Origin of the sequence: Neopoerus faecalis (genome assembly GCF_029218125.1) — a bacterium.
Classification (GTDB): Bacteria; Bacillota; Clostridia; order Oscillospirales; family Oscillospiraceae; genus Oscillibacter; species Oscillibacter faecalis_A.
Window position 1 is genome coordinate 18,327 of the sequence record NZ_JARFXX010000008.1, and the last position, 17,522, is coordinate 35,848.

Here is a 17,522-nt window from a genome sequence, read left to right on the forward strand (position 1 = left end):
AAAACGACTAACTTGCCGTTTTCTGAGGTCTGGTGGCCATCATTGATTCCAGCGCTGCAAAATGTGCCCTGTTTTTCTGGCACAGCAGCAGTTCACGACAAACAGCCCCGGTTCCCTGCGAAAGGAACCGGAGCTGTTTTTGCGTTACTTCATGTAGCGATACAGGAAGGTCGCGATCTGACCACGGGTGCAGGTGGAGTTGGGGTCGAAGCGGCCGCCGCCCACACCGGCGGTGATGCCGTTCTCGATGGCCCAAGCCACGGCCTGCGCGTAGTAGCTGTCAGCGGGCACGTCGGCAAAGCTGACGCCGCTGGCAGCAGCAGGCCGACCCATGGCGCGCCACAGCATGGTGACCATCTGAGCGCGGTTGATGGTGCCGTTGGGGTTCGCGCCGTCGGAGATACCCTTCTCCTTGGCCCAATTCTGAGCGTTCTCGAACCAGGTCGCGCCGCCGGTCAAGTCCGCGTTGTTCTGGCGGGCCAGAATGGTCCATAGCTGGGCGCGGGTGGTGGAGGCGTTGGGCGCGTAGACAACAGCGTTCATGCCGTTCACGAGGCCGCGGGCGCTGACGAAGTCAATGGCGTCCTTGGCCCAGTGGGCGCGGGTGTCGATGAAGTCCTTGGAATTGTCCACGATCTTCACAGTCGCGCCGCCGTTGACGGTGAGCTGGATGCCGTCCTCGGTGGGCAGGGAGTTCTTGACGATCTCCTCAGTGCCGTCAGGATGGACGAGGACCGCCACAGTGCCGGGCTTTACATTGGTAACAGGGATCTCCACCTTGGTGTCGCCGGAGTTTCTGGGCAGCTCAATCTTGACGGTGGGGGCGGTGCTGGAATCGCGGGTGGCCTCGACTTCCACGGGGGCCGTGACCAGCTCGCCGTTGCGCTTGGCGGTCTCGATGGCCTTGCTGCTGAGGGTGGTCTCCGCCGTGGTCTGGCCGTTCTTGTCGGTCTTGACGGTGCCGGTGGAGCCGTCGGCGGCCTTGGTCTCGGTGACGGAGCTGCCGTCCTTTCTGGTCTCGGTCTTGGAAACAGAACCGTCCTTGCCGGTGGTGGTCTCGATCACCGTGCCGTCCTTCTGGGTTTCCGTCTTGGTAACGGAGCCGTCGTTATTCTTGGTGGTTTCGGTCTTGACCGTGCCGCCGCCGGAGGATGAGCCGCCACTGGAGGAACCGCCGCCGCTGGAAGGCTGGTTGGAAACAGTCAACGTTCCAGGAACATAAGTGATCGCATAATTGTCATTTGACAGCGTACCAGTGATGTTGATTGCAGTTTTGCCGGTTTTGCTCATATCCGGTGTCTGCTCGTAAGTCAATGTTACCGTGCCGTTCAGGGTGTCTGCATCAACCAGACCTTCCACCTTGTAATTCTTATCTGCTTCCGGGCTGCTCAGGTCGGGCGCGGTGCTGCCGGTGTAGGCGCTCTGATTAAGCGCTGTAACGGTGACGACTTTCTTCGCTGCGCTCACAGTCAAGCTCTGTTCTGCCACATCTGCGTACTCCGCGTCTCCCTGAACCTTATACCAAACGGTGTATTCCCCGGCATTTTTCGCTGTGGGGAGCTGCTCGCTCCACTCAGAATCGTCAAGCCGGTAGAGCATCGTGCCGCCAGTGGTCTTGCCTGCTATAACCAGAGCCTGTTCTGCACCGTTGTAGGTCAGGGCGTTTGCCGTAGGTGCCGTAACAGTGGGGACAAGCTTGTTGGTCGCATTGACATTGACGGTCAGCGTGATGTCCTCATAGTTTGCGCTCTTGATTACTACGGTCACTGTGCCCACAGAGCCGGTGGTTTTCACGTCATTTTTCTGAATCGGCAGGATCAGCTTGCCGTTTTCCACCTTCGCGCCGCTGGTGTAGTAGCGGCCATCCAGTTTGATCTCGCCGAGCTCATAGGTGGGTGCACCGTACTCTTTGGGTGTTTCCAGCGTGGGCAGGTCGGGAAGCGTCACAGTGTAGGTCTTTTCGTGGCCGTTTACAATGACGAGCGCGGTTTCCTTGGTGAAGTCAGGCGCGGCGGCCTTGGTGATGCTGGCAGTGGTGGTGACGCTGCTCTGCTCCAGGGCGTAATTCTTCGCGGTCTGCTCCATCAAGGTCACTATGGCAGTGATGTTCTTGACGTTGCCCGCACCGGCATCGTCAAAGCTGGCGGTCACGTTGTAGTCTGTGTCTCGCTTCAAGGTCACGTTGTCGAAGGTTACGCTGGTAATGTCCGCGTTTGTCGTGCCATCATAAAGCTTGGACGCAACCGTTACCCCGGTGATCGTCAGCGGCTTCTGCCCAATGCGGACCGCCACGCTGGCGGGTGCGGTATCTTTGTGGTTTGCATCGCCAATCACCCGATACCACACGGTATATGCTCCGGCATCGGTGCCGGTAGGGATGTCCGGGCTGTATGTGCCGTTCTCGGTCAGGCTGTACTGCATGGTGCCACCGCTGGTCACACTGCCCGCAGTAATCAGCGCCTGCGCCTGGCCGGTATAGGTCAGGTTTTCCTGCGCTGTGGGAGGCGTGATGCGGTTTGACCCGATGTCGGCCTTTTGTACCGTTATAACAATATCCTTGCTCATCTTCTCGTAGCCGTCGCAGGTGGCCGAAAAGCGGAAGGTATGATTGCCTGCGGGCAGCTTTAGTGCAGAAAGATCAAATTGACTCTTTGGTGTCGCGCTGCCAACCGCTGTCTCGTTGCCGTCCTCCACCTTGTACCACTGGAAGGTTACAGCGCCAGCGCCGGGTTCCTTCGCTACCTTGACTTGAAGCATCCCCGTACCGCCATAAGTCATGCTCATCTCGGTGGGATAGTTCATGCTCTGGATGGGGAGCTGCGCCACGGTGACATCGGACGCCGTTTTTCCTTCCAGATCCGTCGTACTCAGCCAGCTTCCGTCGCTCTTCTGAAAGTCCCAGCCCTCCGGCAGCAGGTCGGCCAACGTCAGGTCAAGACTGCTGTCGATTTCCAGCCCGGCGATGACACCGCCGCCCTTGGAATCGATGATCTTCGGCGTACCGGCATACACCGCCAGGCTGATACCGCCGCTGTTCCTCTGAACCGAATGGCCGTTCAGGTCGATGGTGTACGCACGGTCGACATTTGCCGAGATATTGTTGACCGCAGAGTAGTCCCGCAGCAGCGTAATGGTTCCGCCGTCTGGAACATCGCGAATCGCATTGCTCATATCCCGATAGCCAGCCGCCCCGATTCTGCATCGAAGCGCTCCACCACAGTATTCGCAGGTCTCGCCGCACGCTTCCGTCAGCTGTTCATGCCGGCAGAAATCCACGGTCACGTTTTCCAGCGGCGTTTCAGATGAAATCCTCTGGTCATACCGCGCAAACGAGCCGTCCTGCTTTTGGAACGCCAAGGCATGATTATTATCATTATACAGCAGTGTCCCCGCCTTCTGTCTCGAGCCGGTGATGGTTCTATACGTACCGCCGCTAAGTTTGACATCTGCCGTCTCCGAGACGGTCAGCGTCTGGACAGTTCCTGTAAAACCTTCGTCGACCATCAGCGTGCCGCCGTCCTCTACCCGAATCGCACCGGCGTTTCCGGCTTTCTCAGTTTCGTCTTTCTCTCCGAGAACCAGCCTCTTGCCGCGGGGCACCACGATTGCGCCCTCGCCACTGACGGTGTGGCCGTTCGGGTAGAAGAAGATGTCTTTGATGAGCATCACATCCTCCGACAGGGTATCGTCCGCCACCAAGGTCACATCATCAACGCTCTCGATTGCCAGGGCATCGGCCAGATGCTTGTAATAGTTGCCGTCGTCATCCCGCACCGTGAACTGGGTGCCGCAGGTCATGCACACGCCGTCCCCGCCGATTGTCCCGTGGGAGCAGGGAAGATGACAGACGGTGCATTTGCCGTCCTTCCAGGTGTGGTCAGTGTGTTCCCGTCCGCAGGCACATCTTCCCTCCTGCCAGTTGTGTTCTTTGTGGTCGGCCAGTACGTAAAAGCCGTCAGCCGTATGAATTGTCTTTGCGCTGGCATCCGTAATCTGGCCGTCCCTTTCCAGGGCTTTCCCCTCCGGGATTGCCGACAGCCAGGAGCCAGCCTTGCTGTCCAAGGAGCGGAACGCCCCGCCTTGAAGCGAGACCGTACCGGACTCCCAGTAAAGCGCGGACTGGAAGGAGCCGCCAAGAATCGTGACGTTCCCGCCGCCGCACCAGACTGCTTTGCTGTCGCTGCTGGTGCTGCTGATAACGCCGCCGCCCTTGCTGTCCTGAATGGTCAGGCTGCCGCCTATGACGACCAGCGTAGCGTTATATCCGCTCGTCAGCGTATGGCCGTTCAAGTCCAGCGTAAACGTGCCGCTGTTGATGTCGGTTGGTGTCGTGGTCACGTTGTTCAGCAGGGTCAGCGTCCCGCCCTGCGTCTTTTGTGCGGCGGTCAGGGCTTCTTCAAAGGTGCCGTAATGGGTCTTGGTTCCATCCACCGTCAGCGAAACCAAAGCGTTCACGGTCTCCTTGGAGACGACCTTGACGTTGGTCAGAGCAGCTTCCTGTGATGTAGAGACCTCCACGTCGGTGCCCCGGTTGACAAAGGTATAACCGTCCGCTAACAGGTCTGTGGGCGCAATGGTACTGCCGCTCTTGCGACGCATCACCGTGTCAAAGGTACCGCCGGACAGGGTCACTCGCTTGGAGTAGTCCCCGTTGACGCGCAGTTCATGGAAATCTCCGTCGGAAATCACGGTCTTGCCGCCGTCGTATCCAATGTAAACATACCCGGTTTTAAACGACCCGCCTGTAATCGTCAGCGTGCCGCAGGCAGCCTCTTGACCGAAAACCAGTGCTTGTACTGTATCCTTTTCGGTTGCAAGGGTGCCGCTCTCGATGGTGACATCTCCGCCATCGACCCACAGTGGCGACCAGCCGGAAGTAGCTTGGATTTTTCCGCCTGTGCCGGAATCCTTGACGGTCAAGGACGTGCTGGTTTTGCTCAGATACAGCTGCCCCTTCAGCGTACAGCCGTTTAAGTCCAAAGTGTAATTGCCGGAAATATCGAATCTCTGGTTCGTATTCGGGGTTTCGCAACTCGCCAGCAGCGTCAGCGTGCCGCCGTTCCCCTTCACTGCGGCAAAGGCGTCCGTAATGTTGGCGTAGTTCACATTCCCCACCTGTGCCACGGCGTTCTCCGCCGGGACTTCCGCCGCCTGCACCGCCGCCTGGGGCGCAGGCTCCGACTGAACCCCAGGCTGTTCGTCTGCGGCGGGCGCACCGCCCTCCGGCGCGTCCGTCTCCTCCGCCCATGCGGGGGCGGGCAGCAGCGTCAGGCACAGGGCCAACGCCATGAATGCACTTAATAGTCGTTTTTTCATGTCCTTCCTCCTTGAGATCAGTTTGCATTTATGTCGAATCCGGCGTCCGCCGGACGTTGTTTTTATAACTCTTCCGGTACCAGATGCAGCTTCTTCGCTGCTGTCTTGGCTTCCGCCCGGCGCTTGACGTCCAGCTTATCCAGAATGTGGCTGACGTGAGTTTTCACCGTTGGCAGCTTGATGTCCATGATCTGCGCGATCTCGGCGTTGGACTTGTCCGCGCAGAGCAGATGCAGAATTTGCAGCTCCGTGGGCGTCAACTCCTCACCGGGGGCAAGGCGGGGTTCGAGGAAATGCGGGTAGAACGCCGCCTGCGTCCGCGCCGCCGCCATCAGCCGCTTGCGCCATGCTTTGTTGCCGTCCCAGTCCAGTGCCTCCAGCAGCGGCAGCACCGCCGTGCCGTATACGCTAACGGTGCGGATGAAGCAGTACTCCGCCGCCGCGTCCAGCGCCGTCGTCAATCTCTCGCGCCACCCCTCGTCCTTCTTGCGGTACAGGGCAATGGCAGTCAGGACATTCAGGTGAATGCCGTCGATGATGCGGGCGCAGTTTTGGACGTACGGCTCCAGCGGGGCAAGCGTCAGCTGCGCCGCGTCCGGCCTGCCGTCCTCCAGCTCCACCATGGCCTGGGTGAGATACTGGTAGCGCCGCATGACGTTCAAATGCGTCGGCTCCCGCGGGGCTTTTTCCCGATACCACGCGTCCGCCGCGTCAAGGTCGCCGGTGTGCATGTCAATACGGCAGAGCATGGCGTCCATATTGGGCAGAAAGCGTGTCAAACCGCGCTCGGCAAAGCATTCACGGAGCACCTCGATGGTGCGCCGCGCGTCGGCGGGCTGTCCGTTTGCCAGCTGGCTGCGGGCCAGCAATCCGCTGACGGCGAACTCCATGTCCGGCGTGCCTCGGTTGCGGACCTCGTTCAACTGTGGGAGAAGGGCCAGCATCCGCCCGGCCACGTCCTCCCCCTTTTCAAACTTGCTCTCGGCGATGGCACAGTCCGCAAGGCCCACGCCGTCCCGCCCCAGCACCGCCTCCACGGGGAAGCGGAGGGTCTTGTAGAGCAGGTCGTCCTTTTTGCTCCACGGGGAGAAGTCCTTGCCGCCGTTCATAATGCTGGGCAGCGCGCTGGTGACGGAGAAGGACGGCAGCGTCACTTCCTTGTTCATCAGCAATCGGAACACGGCGGGGATGGTCTCCGTCAAGCCGTTCACGCCCCGCTGGGGCAGGGAGATGTCCAGCCACGCAAGGCGGCTGCGGGCCTGCTTTCCGGCGGCGTCCTGCCTGCCGCAACGTTCGGCAAACTTTTGCAGCTCGCCATACCAGCGCTCGGAGCCGGCATAGTCCATCGCCAGCGCGCAGAGCATACTCACGCCCTGCATCAGCGAGGGGGAGGCGAGAATTTCCGCCTCCGGCAGGCTGCGGTAGTATTTTTCCATCTCGGCATAGTGGCCCATGCCGGGGTGGAGTTCTGCATTGCGCACCAGCAGCTCAGAAACCTTGGAATGGTCACCGCCGCTGGTGTAGCATTCCAGGGCGTGGGCGTAGTCCTCCTTCAGCTCGTAGTAGAGCCCGCCGCGGCTGAGCAGCGTGCGGCGCTTTTCCTCTGTGTATTCCCGCTCCATCTCCCAGAGAAGAAAAGCTCGGAAACCCGACCAGAAGTAGAAGCGCTGGCAGTCGTCGTAGCGCAGCATAGTGGTGTATCGAAGAAGCCAGTCCAGCCGTTCGCCGGCACGGGGATCGCCGCTGACCATCCGTGCCATTTCCAGGTCAAAACTTTCAAAGGGGGCCAGCTCCAACAGGAAGCGCCGCACCGGCAGGTCAAAGCGCCGGTAGATGGCGGTTTCAAAGTAGAGAAACACCTCCCGGAACACCCGCGCCACCAACTCCGGCGTCCACGGCTTGCCCGGAGACATACACCGGGCGGTGATGGCTACGCCCAGCGGATAGCCCACGGATTCTTTCAAAATTCCGTCGATCTCACTGTCTGCCGCCTCCACGCCGTAAAGCCGGAGCAGCCGCCGCACATCGTCCGCATCAAAGAGCAGGTCGTCGGCCTCCAGCACCGTCATCAGCCCCGTGTATTGAAAGGCCATGAGACTCCCCGGTGGCGCGCCGCGGGAGAGCAGGACAAAGCGGCGCTCAGGGCAGGCGCGGATCAGCTCGCACAGGGCATTCCAGTACTGCTCCTCCTGCATATCCTGCAAATCGTCCAGCAGTAAGATCTGCCAGTCAGCCTCCGCAGACGGCAGGCTGAAATCCGCGCTGTCCGCCGACAGGCGCAACACTTCCCGGCCGGAGAGCAGCGCCTCCGCCACCGCCGTTTTTCCAAAGCCGCAGGGTGCGCTGAAAAAGAGCACGCGCCCCTGCCGCAGAAAACGGTCAAACTGCTTCTCAACGGACGGTCTTACGATGATGTTGTCCTGCAAGCGTGTCCCTCCCTTGCACCAGAGTGGAATTGTCCCGTAGGGTTCCCCTACGGGACAAGGGGATGCATCCCCTTGTCGATACCTCTTTTGGAAACTTTTCAGGTTTATTATACAGCCCCTGACGGAAATGTAAATCGTTCCAAAGTATGAGATGGGTGTGGCTCGAATATGAAACACCTGTGGCGGGGATTTCCGCTTTGCAAACCGTTCATAGAGAGTTTCTGACCCAGTTTTGACCCAGAATCCGAAAAAAGCGGGCAGGGCTGGACGGAAACAACGGAAAATCCGCCGAGCGAACGGTGGCAAAAAGCACAAATCGGAGTCGAAATGGCTCCGATTTACCCTTGAGACAACCTACGGACCAGAAGGCCGGGGGTTCGAATCCCTCACGGCGTACCATAGCAAGGAACCCGGAAACCGCAATGGTTTCCGGGTTTTTCTTTACACCGCAGCGGATTGGCGGTTTTCTTGAAATTTACATTTCGTAAAGTTTTTGAATAATTCGGACATGATTTTAGCAAAATGTCGAATCGAAATGCTAATGAAAATGCTAACAAAATTATGCGTCAAGGTCGTTCCGAAGCGCCTTATTCAGATACACGTCCGTCACATCTGCCCGGCCGTGGCCCAACAGCTTGGACACATCCAGCTTTGCCCGGTACTCAGATGCGCCACTATCCACCGCAGCCCGGTACTGCCGGACCGCATAGCTATGCCGCATCCCGTGGTGGGTCAGCGGCCGAGGATTTGTCCCTTGATCCGGGCGATGCTCCCGAAGGAAGCTCTGGAAGGCATAGATGTAGGCATCGGTGGTCGTATCATCCGGCACAAACAGCTTGTGCCCACGCTGGACTGCGGCTCGCCGGTCACGCAGCGCCTGTTTTGCCGCTCCTGCCTCCACCGGCACGCTCCTGACGCGCCCGCCCTTGCCCTTGACCGTCAACACTCCTGTGCGCTCCCATGCCTCCACGGCGGCCGTATCGAGCCGACAGACCTCATGGATGCGCAGGCCGACGTAGTAGGTGATCGTGGCAATATCTGCATAGTCAGTCCGGCCAGCTTCCCGACAGGCTGTCACGAAGGCCGTGAACTGCTCCGGCGTCCAGTGTCGGTCAGTCCCCTGAAGCTTTCGGCGCTCCAACGGCGCCTGATCGGATAGATCCGCGTTAGAGGGCAATTTATATTTTGCGTCCCCCAACTTATCGTGCCAGAACCGGATCGCCGCCAGATCCGTCTTGACGGTGCTGGCCGATTTTCCACCTTTCTGCAGGTGGTGGACATAGGCAACCAGATGCTTGCCGGAGATGTTGGTCAGCTTCTGAAGGTGATAGCTGTCTGCGAGGAACCTGCAGAACCGCTGCATGGCCTCATAATAACGCTGCCGGGTCTTATAGCTGCCCTGCCGGTTGTGCCGCTCCAGCTTATCCAGCTGGGCCAGGAGGGCGTGATAGATGCCCTCGTTCTGAGTGTGAATCATACGCAATATCCTTTTCTGGGTACAATACCCCCAATAGTCTGCGGTTCCTGTTTCCGCCCCGTTTCCGGATGCCGGATGCGTCAAAGCCCCGCCGCATAAGGCTCCGTGGGTGACGCCTGCCCACTGTCTCTGATTGGTGTTGTTGGTGAGTAAGATGCCGCATGGGGCGAAGAATCGCCCTGCTGTGATCTGTGGCCGCAGCGGCGGCAGGCGCTACCGTACAGACGGATGCAGCCAACGGCTGCGCGTGCCATGTGCTGCCGGCAGACAGCAATGCTGGGGTCAGTCTCCCGCCCTGCCGGGTGCGGAAGGCGATCATGATAATCTGCATATTCTCCACCTCCTTTCGCGCAAAAACAAAAAGAGCTAAAACAACCTAAGGGGATATCCTAAGGTTTGTCTTAGCTCTTTGTTTTATAAAAATACTCTCTTTGTTGAAATGAACTCTCTTGGTTGGATATTACTTCATAATCTACAGTAAGGATACCGCAAACCGTGAAGAACGTCAAATTAAGAAACGACCGCCACTAAGGGCGGGAAAGAGACGAGCCCTGACGGGCGATGAGAGACATTTACAATGCTATTGTACGGCAGCCATCGTAAGAAGTCAAGGTATAAAAACCCGCCCCACAGCGCAGTGCTGCAGGGCGGTTTCTCTCAGCCGGTCCAGTCGGCCTTGGCCTCCCGCTTATCGAAGTGAAGGAAACTGCCATATACCCCAACGCCTCCATGGTTGGGGGACACGTTCCGGGCATATCGCGTCAGGTCCTTGATAGAGACTCCCGGCATGTGGATATCCGCAGCGTATCCGTAAAGGTGCTGACTGTGCTTGCTGGCGTTTTTCAACGTGCTGTTGTAGGCCACCGTGCGGTAGCCGCTGTTGATAATGAGGGGAATCTCCTTCCCCTTGCCGTGCTCTTGGCTGGCCTGATACCGGATGGACTCCAGATCCCAGGGGAGCTGCTCATGGATCAGCACCACGTCACTGCCATCACGGCAGCGAAACTCTTTCACTTGGAAATGAGGAGCCAGGTACTTGTCCCCATCAGCGGCCAGAGAGTAGACCTTAACATCCATGCCTATTCTCCTTTTAGCTTGTACAGCACCCGAACCAGCTCCGCCCGGGTCACCGGTTTCTCCAGATTGCTGTCCGTCAGCAGCCCCTCGGCCTTGCCCCACGCCAGCGCCGGGTCCTCCGGCTTGGTTGGGGCCGGGGAAGGGTTTGCGGTCTCCGCCTTCCGCTCCCAGAACAGCAGCAGCGTGGGTACCTTCCGGGAGCTTTTGACCTTGCCCTTGGGGAAAATTCCCTGCGTGGAGCCGCCGCCGTCCAGCATGATGGCATCCTCCACCCCCAAGCCCAGCAGCTTATTCTGAAGCTGTTCGCGGGTCAAACTGGTTTTGTCACACCACAGGCAGATTTTCCCATTCGGCATCCAGCCCACAGCCGTCCGGGCGGCAGACCGGGCCACGTCCGGCGTGAGATCCCGGTGTAGTTTGGCCCCCGCTTTCAGGAGAGGGACGCCGGAGAGGAAAGATCCTCCCCGGTCCGTCAACATCTTTGGTGCACCATCACTGCCAATGGAAATGCCCCAATCCTGATAGGCGTCCCGGCTGATAACTTTCCCATCGATTACCGTCCAGCCAACCGGAACGAAGCGCCCGTTGAACAGGTAGCCGTTGATGATGTGGGTGCAGCCGGTTTTGGCCTTGATCTGCGCCGGGGACAGCTTTGCCGTGTTGTGGTAGACCTGTGCCCGCTCGCAGTCAAAAATGTCAGTCATTGACTCTCACCGCGCTTTTGGCATAACCGTCCTCGTCATAGGTAACCTCGAACTTGCCGCCGGGGATCCACTGGATCTGCTTGGTGCCGGCAAGCTCGGGACGGCGGCGCATATCCACGGTGCGCTGGGCGTCCTTGGGCTCCTCCTCAGCAGGAATAAAGCCCTCGGCCATCTCGGCTTCAGTCCAGCCCGCCGTACCGCCGTCGGGGTTCAGGTGGAAGTTGGCGCCCGCCTCCTTCAGCAGCTTGTTGATCTCCTCGATGGTCTTGCCGTTCTTCTTGCCCTCGTTGATGATGTCCGCATACTTCTTTTCCATGATGTGTTTCTCCTTTCAAATTTTACGGTTATGTTATAAACCGTTATCAACTGTTGTCATCTTTGGGGTCGTCCCCCGCAATTTTATCTCCCGCTGCATCCACAGCAGACTTGCCGGCGGCGAGGATCTTCGGCAGCCACGCAGGGACTTTGGCTCCCATATTAACTGCGTGTTCCGCCAGACTGCCCAATTCGCCAATAATGTACCAAACAATCACAAGTGGCCCGATCAGTACCGTGTAAGCAACGGGCAATGTGACGCCAGGCAGATTTGCCATCATGGCGCTGATAAGCCAGTCCGCCACCAGCGCAACGCACACGATGACGATCATGCCGCCCTTATGCCAAGCCCCCTCCCGGAGCTTTGCGCTGGACCAGCGCCCCTCCTTGCTGGCCACGGCGGATCCAACCAACCAATCTGCCAACATCAGGCACACCCACACGATCACCAGCCAGCCGAACCAGCCCCACAGAGCGGTGAGCGTTGCAATGACGCCGGTGATCACTGTTTTGATGTGCAGCGCGGAGTTATTCTCCATGGGGCACCTCCGTTTCTTTACCCTGGGCAAGCCGGGCCCGTCGAAAAAATCTCTTGCTCATAAAATTCCCCCTTATTTCTTCATATTTTCAAAGGCGTTCCAGTCCATGGCCGCTGCCTCTACATCGCCCCACGTCAGCGCCTTTCCCTCGACGAGCGCCCACGTTGCCCCACCGCGGAACGCCATCCGCACCGGCCCCACCGGCGCGAAATCACCCTCCTCGGTGTTGCTGACCTGCAACACGATCTCGGAATCCAGATCCGCTGACGCCGCAAACCGCAGCCCGTTCAAAATTTCCTGGATCTTAGCCGGCGGCATGAACTCATTTGAGGTATAGGCCAGTGCCAAAGACCCGGGGGCGCTGCTTTCCGTGGACCAGCCTGCCCCTTGGAAGGTCAAGGCACTCAGATCCGCGCCGGAGACCGTGATCTTGATCTTGTTGATCCGGATCGCAGATTCGATGTCGAACCCGTCCCCGGCGCAGCCGGTCTCCGTCAACTCCAGATACCCGTAGCTGCCGATAGGACTCGCGCGGATCTTCCCGCTGAAATACGGAAACAGCAGGATCAAATATTGAAGGTTTTCCTCAATGGCGTTGGCGGCAGTGAAGGTAAGCCGCTTCAGGGTTACCGGCAGCAATTCCAGCGAATAGGCGTCATCCTTCATCCGGCATCACCCCCCGTTGGAATCGGTAGGCTCTCCAGATCCGCCCAGGTCATCCGCGCGTCCTCAACCGCCTGCCAGGTGTAGGCATACGCCTCAAACGCGTCCCAGTTGATGATTGCGGACCAGCGAACCGTGCCGTTGCCGATCTGTATCACGGTCCCGCTCCGCATAAGTGCGGAAACGGTCACAGAAGCGTCCGCACAGTCTTCCGCGGAGCAGAGGAACACCAAGGCGTCTAAAGCGTCCTGGATATCCTGATAGGCTCCCTGCGGCACCGTGTACCGGGCTGTAATATCCGAGTCAGACTGCTTCACGGACCAGCCGGTGCCGGCAGCCGTGATACTGCTGAGCCTTGTGCTTTTGACGGTGACGATGATTTCCTGAATACCGTGGGCGGCCGTTAAAGAAACATAGTCACCGGCAGAAACATCAGCCGACAGATCTACATAGCCGAACTGCGTATCGGCCCAAACCTCTATGACGGTTCCGGAAGCGCTCTCAATACTCTTCCAGAACGCCAGCAGATTTTGCACAATCAAGTGCAACTGTTCATCTGTAGGAATATCCTCGACCCGCCAAGTAGTATCTGTGCTCCCATCTTTATGCGTGATATAGACCGGCGTATATATCACCTGTCGCCCGTACTGTTCATACAGGCCCTTCAGGTATACCATGGCTTCCGTGATGCGGTTCCGATCAGCGGCATTGAAGGCCCCGCGCATACCGGCCAGCCATTCCGCTTTTTCGTCTGCGGACATGGCATCAAAGCCTTTATCCCGCAGAGCCCTCCATCGGGCCACATCCGCGGCTGTCCGGTTGGTGATCAGAGATTCTAAAATAGACATATCTCAAACTCCTTTCACCCCGGCGGTATACACGACTGTATTTGACAGCTTGATCTCCATCTTTTCCAGATTGCCGACGGTTCTTCCGCCGCAGTTATCCGGCAGAGATACCCGGTCGCCCAGATGCTCACCCGCAAAGACGACCTTCGCCTTGCCGGTATTCCGCCGCTGGTGGTAATCATAGAGCCGCTGCGCCACCGTCTGAGCCACAGCCGGAGAGACCAAGGTCGCGTCTGTAATCTTCACTACCTTCTGCTTGTCCGTGGCGGTCACGTTCGGGTTCTTCACAGAGTACACGGCCTTGGTGTCGGCATATTTGACACCATTCACCTCAACGCTGCCATTCTCCGCCACCGCGAAGGTGTGGGCCGTAACCTGCACCTCTGTCACAATGGCCGCCGTACTGACCGAGGCACCGAGGAAGGTACGCTCCAGCGGTACCGTTACTTCATCCGTCCCGGGCGAAAACACCCGCAGCTCTGCCCGGCCGTCCGTGGATACGCAGTAGCCCCAAACGAATAGGAGCTGCTGGATCGCCGCTCGGCGGGAGCCAGCCTTCAGGATGCCAGTCACGTTCATGTCCGTGACATCGGCATCAAATTCCACCTCAAAGGGCGCCGCCAGTTCTGCAATCAGCGCCTTCGCGCTTTTGCCGCTGTATACGCCGCCGGCAAAGGGCATATCGTTCAGCACGCCGATGGCGTCGCAGCACTCGATCGGATATACCCGGCTGGAGGTACGCTTATAGGAATCGATGTAGTACACGCCGACCAGTGTGTCATTATTTCTGACCTCGACCGGCTGCTTCAGCTGGAACATGAACTCAATATCGTCCTGGCTATCCAGTGTCCAGCTCAGCTTAGAGCTGGGGAGTTTGGTGCTGCTCAGATCGATCTCATTGACCGCCGATGCCTTCCGCAGCTCCGACATACCGAAGGATCGGTGGACGCCGAAGATCACATGATCGATCTTGGCATAGCGGTACGGCAGGTTTGTCTTTTTGAAGGTCAGGACGAGCTTGTTATAGCTCTCCACCCGCTTCTGGCAGAAATACTCCACAGCGTCAGGCGTGAAGTCCTGATCCGCCTTCAGGGTGCCACCCTGATACCACTTGATGTTGACCGCAGAGCAGTATCCTCCGGTCGCGGAATCGAAGCGAAAAGAAATGCCGACAGAGGAATACTGCTTGCTGAAGGTAATGGTGATCTGCGGCTCAGAGCCGGCGGCGAAACTGCCGTCAGCGCCGCTCATGGCCTCCGACCAGAACGCCGGGGAGATCTCCGACGCCAGGACAAAGGCCCCATCCATCCCCCACTGGTTCAGTTCCCCCGTGGCGGCCGGCTCCTCCACGGTGCCGCTGGGCAGTTGAGCAAGCGCGGATCTGTCCTGCGCTGTCGGCGCGGTCACCGTGGCGTCCAGAGCGGCACCGGGCGCGATATCCTTATACAGCAGCGTGGTCTTGCTCATTTGGGAACCACCTGCGCTTCCATCGGAATGAAATTGATCTCAATTTCTCCCCAGTAATTGACCCCGTTGGAGACAGATTCGATGTCCTGTGTGCCGGAAGTGTAATACGCCTCGTAGGAGATGGTGGTCTGGCCGTCCGCAGCTTCCAGCATAACGCTGTCATCTACGGAGTGCTCAACCAGATAAGCCCAAAACTCGTCCAATCCGGCATAGTTACCGCCCCGCCGGAAGACTTTGATCTTGTGGCCGACGTAGGTACCGATAATATCCCGGATCATGCGGCCGGTCATAACGCGGCCGGCATTATCACCGTCCAGTACGTTGAAATTCCGGCTATAAGCAGAAATCGCGACGTCTGCGTCAAACTCCCTGCCGTTCAGTTTGATATAGCTCATATCAGTAATCCTCCAGACTGACACCGACACGGTTCGACTCGGACTTGTTCAGCCGATATACGACCTTGCCCAGAATGTCCTCGTCAATGACAAGGTAAGCCGTACTCTGGCCGCTGTACCCGCCTTCAGAGAGTGCCTGCCGGAAGGCCTGAACCATGGTGTCCAGAGGCGTTTCAATGTTCGTGCCCTGCTTCTGATCACCCAGCACCGCCAGAAATTCCTTGTTGGGGGGAATGACCGCGCCGGCAGCCAATCGCGGCAGTTCTACACGAGGCAGAGTGTCAATGGACACGCTGCGTCCGGTGAGTGCACCGATCAGGGCGAACGCCTTATTCACACCGCGGATAAAAGCGTTGATGCCGTCAATGATAAAGTTAATGCCGCCTTCCAACAGATCCACGATGGTGTTCCAGATACCGCGGAAGATATTCTTGACACCTTCCCACGCCTGCCGCCATTTTCCGGTAAACACGCCGGAGACGAAGGTCACGATGCCCGTCAGGATCTGACCGATGCTGCTGACCAGATTTTTAAGGGTCAGCTTCAAGGTCTCAATCCAGCTATTCAGTGTCGTCCTGATCCACTCGAGCAGTCCGGACAGCCGTCCGTTTGTCTGCTCATCCAACCATGTAAAGAAGGTGTCTACCGCCGTCTGTAAAGCGGTCAGCACCGCCTCAACGATAGTCTGTAGGCCCTGCACCAGAAGCTGGATGCCGTTTATCGTAAGCGTCAGGTCGCCGGTAAAGATACCTTTGAAGAACTCCAGGAACCCCTCCAACAGGAGTTTTATGCCGGCCAGCATGACCTGCCCCTGCCCGAAGGCATTCGTGAACACCAGCAGCAGGCCGGCAATAGCGGCGACCAGCAGGGGGATCCATGAGCCGGTCAGAACAGCGATCCCAAGGCCGGATATCAGCAGGCCGGCCACAGTAGACAGCATATTTTCAAAGTTCCAGCCGTTCTTCAGCGCGTCATGCAGGCCGGTGGCGAACAGAGATAGCCCGCTGACAACCATCCCGATCCCGGCGCCCAGCTTCCCGAAAGCGATCCAGAGACCGAGCGTTAGCTCTGCGGCGCCTTTCAGCATCTCGAGAAAGTTATCCATGCTGACCCCGTTTTGCCATGCGTCCCACGCGCCCTTCGCCAGATCAATGCCACCGCGGATGGCCACCAATAGGCCGACAAATTTTGTCAGCCCGTCCTTAAAGCCCTTGGAGAGCTTCCACGCCAGCAACGCCGCACCGATCAGGTTTACCCAGTTCAGGATCTTTTCAAAGTCTGACGCCATACTGGAGGTGTCAAAAGAGAAATCCGGCTTGGCTGCTGAGCCTCCACCTCCGCCCGAAGCACTGTTCGACAGCTTATTGATCTCATCGAAGCTGGCCAACGATTTCGACGCTTTCTTTGCGGCGCCGCCTGTGGCCTCGATGGCCTCCGCCTCGTCATACATATTCTTGGCCGCGTCCTTCGCCTGCCCGATGGTCTTTCCAAACAGGAGGGACACCATGCCGGCAATCGCGCTCACGATACGGGTGAGGATGTTGACCAATGCTGTGAAAGCCGGGATCAGCACCGACAAAATAGGCTGCGCCAGTGTCAGCAGCGCCCCCTTCAGACGGGCAACCGCAGCCGAAGCCTCACTGTTGGACTGCACTACCTTGCCCATCCAGTCCTTCATGGACCGCAGCGCTGCTGTGATCATCGTAAAAATAAATACTCGCTTGACAAGGCCCTTGACCCGGTCGGAGAATTTCTTGATCCGCTGGTCTGCCTGCTCCACCGCGCTCGCAACAGCGTCGGCGGCAGTGGCCGGCTTGTAAAGCTCCTTAGCTACCTTTCCCGCATGGTCCTTAGCTGTTGCCAGGTCACCATTGATGCGCTTCGCTGCTGTATCAACATCGTCCAGACGGTCGGCAGCATGATCAAACTTGACCTGCAGACCGTCCACCAGCTTCTGTTGCGCGGTAAGCTCCCGCGTTACACCAGCCTGCCGAGCGGCGGCATCCGCATAAGCCTTGACGCTGGCCGGGTCATTGGCGTTCGCACCGGACATTGCGGCTGTTACGCGCTGAGCTTCATCCTGCAGAGCTGCCAATTTTACCTTTGCCTCATCCAGTTGGCCACCCAGCTCGCTGACGCGCCGGGAAATCGGCAGCCGCTTATCGCCGTTCTTCAGGAGCTGCTTCTCCAGTTTTTCGATATCCCGCGTTGTGCGGGTCAGGTCTTTTTCAAGCTCCTTATTATCCAGTTTTGTGCTGTAAGTAATATAACCGTCTGCTCCGGGCATCAAGTCAC

12 protein-coding genes are annotated in these 17,522 nt (G+C 58.4%); all 12 read right to left on the bottom strand.

From position 1 onward, the window contains the following. Nucleotides 1-144: 144 nt before the first annotated feature. The 12 genes from PY311_RS09780 to PY311_RS09835 all read right to left on the bottom strand — a co-directional run bounded on the left by PY311_RS09780 (nucleotide 145) and on the right by PY311_RS09835 (nucleotide 17,514). Nucleotides 145-5,316 (bottom strand): S-layer homology domain-containing protein, encoded by a 5,172-nt coding sequence (locus PY311_RS09780; protein ID WP_286148491.1) that lies wholly within the window; start codon nucleotides 5,314-5,316, stop codon nucleotides 145-147. Between the two features lie 62 nt (nucleotides 5,317-5,378). Beyond that, nucleotides 5,379-7,742: a helix-turn-helix transcriptional regulator gene (locus PY311_RS09785; protein WP_286148492.1), complete on the bottom strand. Its 2,364-nt coding sequence runs from the start codon at nucleotides 7,740-7,742 to the stop codon at nucleotides 5,379-5,381. Nucleotides 7,743-8,301: 559 nt separating this feature from the next. Further along, a complete protein-coding gene (locus tag PY311_RS09790; RefSeq protein ID WP_286148494.1) occupies nucleotides 8,302-9,219 on the bottom strand; it encodes a tyrosine-type recombinase/integrase in 918 nt (305 codons plus the stop codon). 657 nt (nucleotides 9,220-9,876) lie between these two features. Then, nucleotides 9,877-10,296, bottom strand: coding sequence for a YcbK family protein (locus PY311_RS09795; protein WP_286148495.1), 420 nt, complete (start codon nucleotides 10,294-10,296; stop codon nucleotides 9,877-9,879). A gap of 2 nt (nucleotides 10,297-10,298) precedes the next feature. After that, on the bottom strand, nucleotides 10,299-11,000 hold the full coding sequence (locus tag PY311_RS09800; protein WP_286148496.1) for a phosphodiester glycosidase family protein: 702 nt from the start codon (nucleotides 10,998-11,000) through the stop codon (nucleotides 10,299-10,301). Beyond that, the gene (locus PY311_RS09805; RefSeq protein ID WP_286148497.1) at nucleotides 10,993-11,316 is read right to left on the bottom strand and encodes a hypothetical protein; all 324 of its coding nucleotides are present in this window, start codon (nucleotides 11,314-11,316) and stop codon (nucleotides 10,993-10,995) included. The genes PY311_RS09800 and PY311_RS09805 overlap by 8 nt, the downstream gene beginning before the upstream one ends. 46 nt (nucleotides 11,317-11,362) lie before the next feature. Next, a complete protein-coding gene (locus PY311_RS09810) occupies nucleotides 11,363-11,854 on the bottom strand; it encodes a phage holin family protein (RefSeq protein WP_286148498.1) in 492 nt (163 codons plus the stop codon). Nucleotides 11,855-11,926: 72 nt separating this feature from the next. Continuing rightward, complete coding sequence (locus tag PY311_RS09815; RefSeq protein WP_286148499.1) at nucleotides 11,927-12,520, bottom strand: hypothetical protein; 594 nt, start codon at nucleotides 12,518-12,520, stop codon at nucleotides 11,927-11,929. Then, entirely contained in the window at nucleotides 12,517-13,365 is an 849-nt protein-coding gene (locus tag PY311_RS09820) for a hypothetical protein (protein WP_286148500.1), read from the bottom strand. The genes PY311_RS09815 and PY311_RS09820 overlap by 4 nt, the downstream gene beginning before the upstream one ends. A 3-nt stretch (nucleotides 13,366-13,368) precedes the next feature. Then, entirely contained in the window at nucleotides 13,369-14,832 is a 1,464-nt protein-coding gene (locus PY311_RS09825) for a hypothetical protein (RefSeq protein WP_286148501.1), read from the bottom strand. Then, a complete protein-coding gene (locus PY311_RS09830; protein WP_187015912.1) occupies nucleotides 14,829-15,227 on the bottom strand; it encodes a hypothetical protein in 399 nt (132 codons plus the stop codon). The genes PY311_RS09825 and PY311_RS09830 overlap by 4 nt, the downstream gene beginning before the upstream one ends. A gap of 1 nt (nucleotide 15,228) precedes the next feature. Continuing rightward, nucleotides 15,229-17,514 carry a phage tail protein gene (locus PY311_RS09835; protein WP_286148502.1) on the bottom strand — a complete coding sequence of 762 codons (2,286 nt, stop codon included), beginning with the start codon at nucleotides 17,512-17,514 and terminating at the stop codon, nucleotides 15,229-15,231. Nucleotides 17,515-17,522 lie beyond the last annotated feature (8 nt).

Excerpts from the sequence above, each read along its gene's own strand:
- PY311_RS09780 (WP_286148491.1), bottom strand. The coding sequence starts at position 5,316 with ATGAAAAAACGACTATTAAGTGCATTCATGGCGTTGGCCCTGTGCCTG.
- PY311_RS09815 (WP_286148499.1), bottom strand. The coding sequence starts at position 12,520 with ATGAAGGATGACGCCTATTCGCTGGAATTGCTGCCGGTAACCCTGAAG.
- PY311_RS09830 (WP_187015912.1), bottom strand. The coding sequence starts at position 15,227 with ATGAGCTATATCAAACTGAACGGCAGGGAGTTTGACGCAGACGTCGCG.
- PY311_RS09790 (WP_286148494.1), bottom strand. The coding sequence starts at position 9,219 with ATGATTCACACTCAGAACGAGGGCATCTATCACGCCCTCCTGGCCCAG.
- PY311_RS09835 (WP_286148502.1), bottom strand. The coding sequence starts at position 17,514 with ATGCCCGGAGCAGACGGTTATATTACTTACAGCACAAAACTGGATAAT.
- PY311_RS09825 (WP_286148501.1), bottom strand. The coding sequence starts at position 14,832 with ATGAGCAAGACCACGCTGCTGTATAAGGATATCGCGCCCGGTGCCGCT.
- PY311_RS09795 (WP_286148495.1), bottom strand. The coding sequence starts at position 10,296 with ATGGATGTTAAGGTCTACTCTCTGGCCGCTGATGGGGACAAGTACCTG.
- PY311_RS09810 (WP_286148498.1), bottom strand. The coding sequence starts at position 11,854 with ATGGAGAATAACTCCGCGCTGCACATCAAAACAGTGATCACCGGCGTC.
- PY311_RS09800 (WP_286148496.1), bottom strand. The coding sequence starts at position 11,000 with ATGACTGACATTTTTGACTGCGAGCGGGCACAGGTCTACCACAACACG.
- PY311_RS09805 (WP_286148497.1), bottom strand. The coding sequence starts at position 11,316 with ATGGAAAAGAAGTATGCGGACATCATCAACGAGGGCAAGAAGAACGGC.
- PY311_RS09820 (WP_286148500.1), bottom strand. The coding sequence starts at position 13,365 with ATGTCTATTTTAGAATCTCTGATCACCAACCGGACAGCCGCGGATGTG.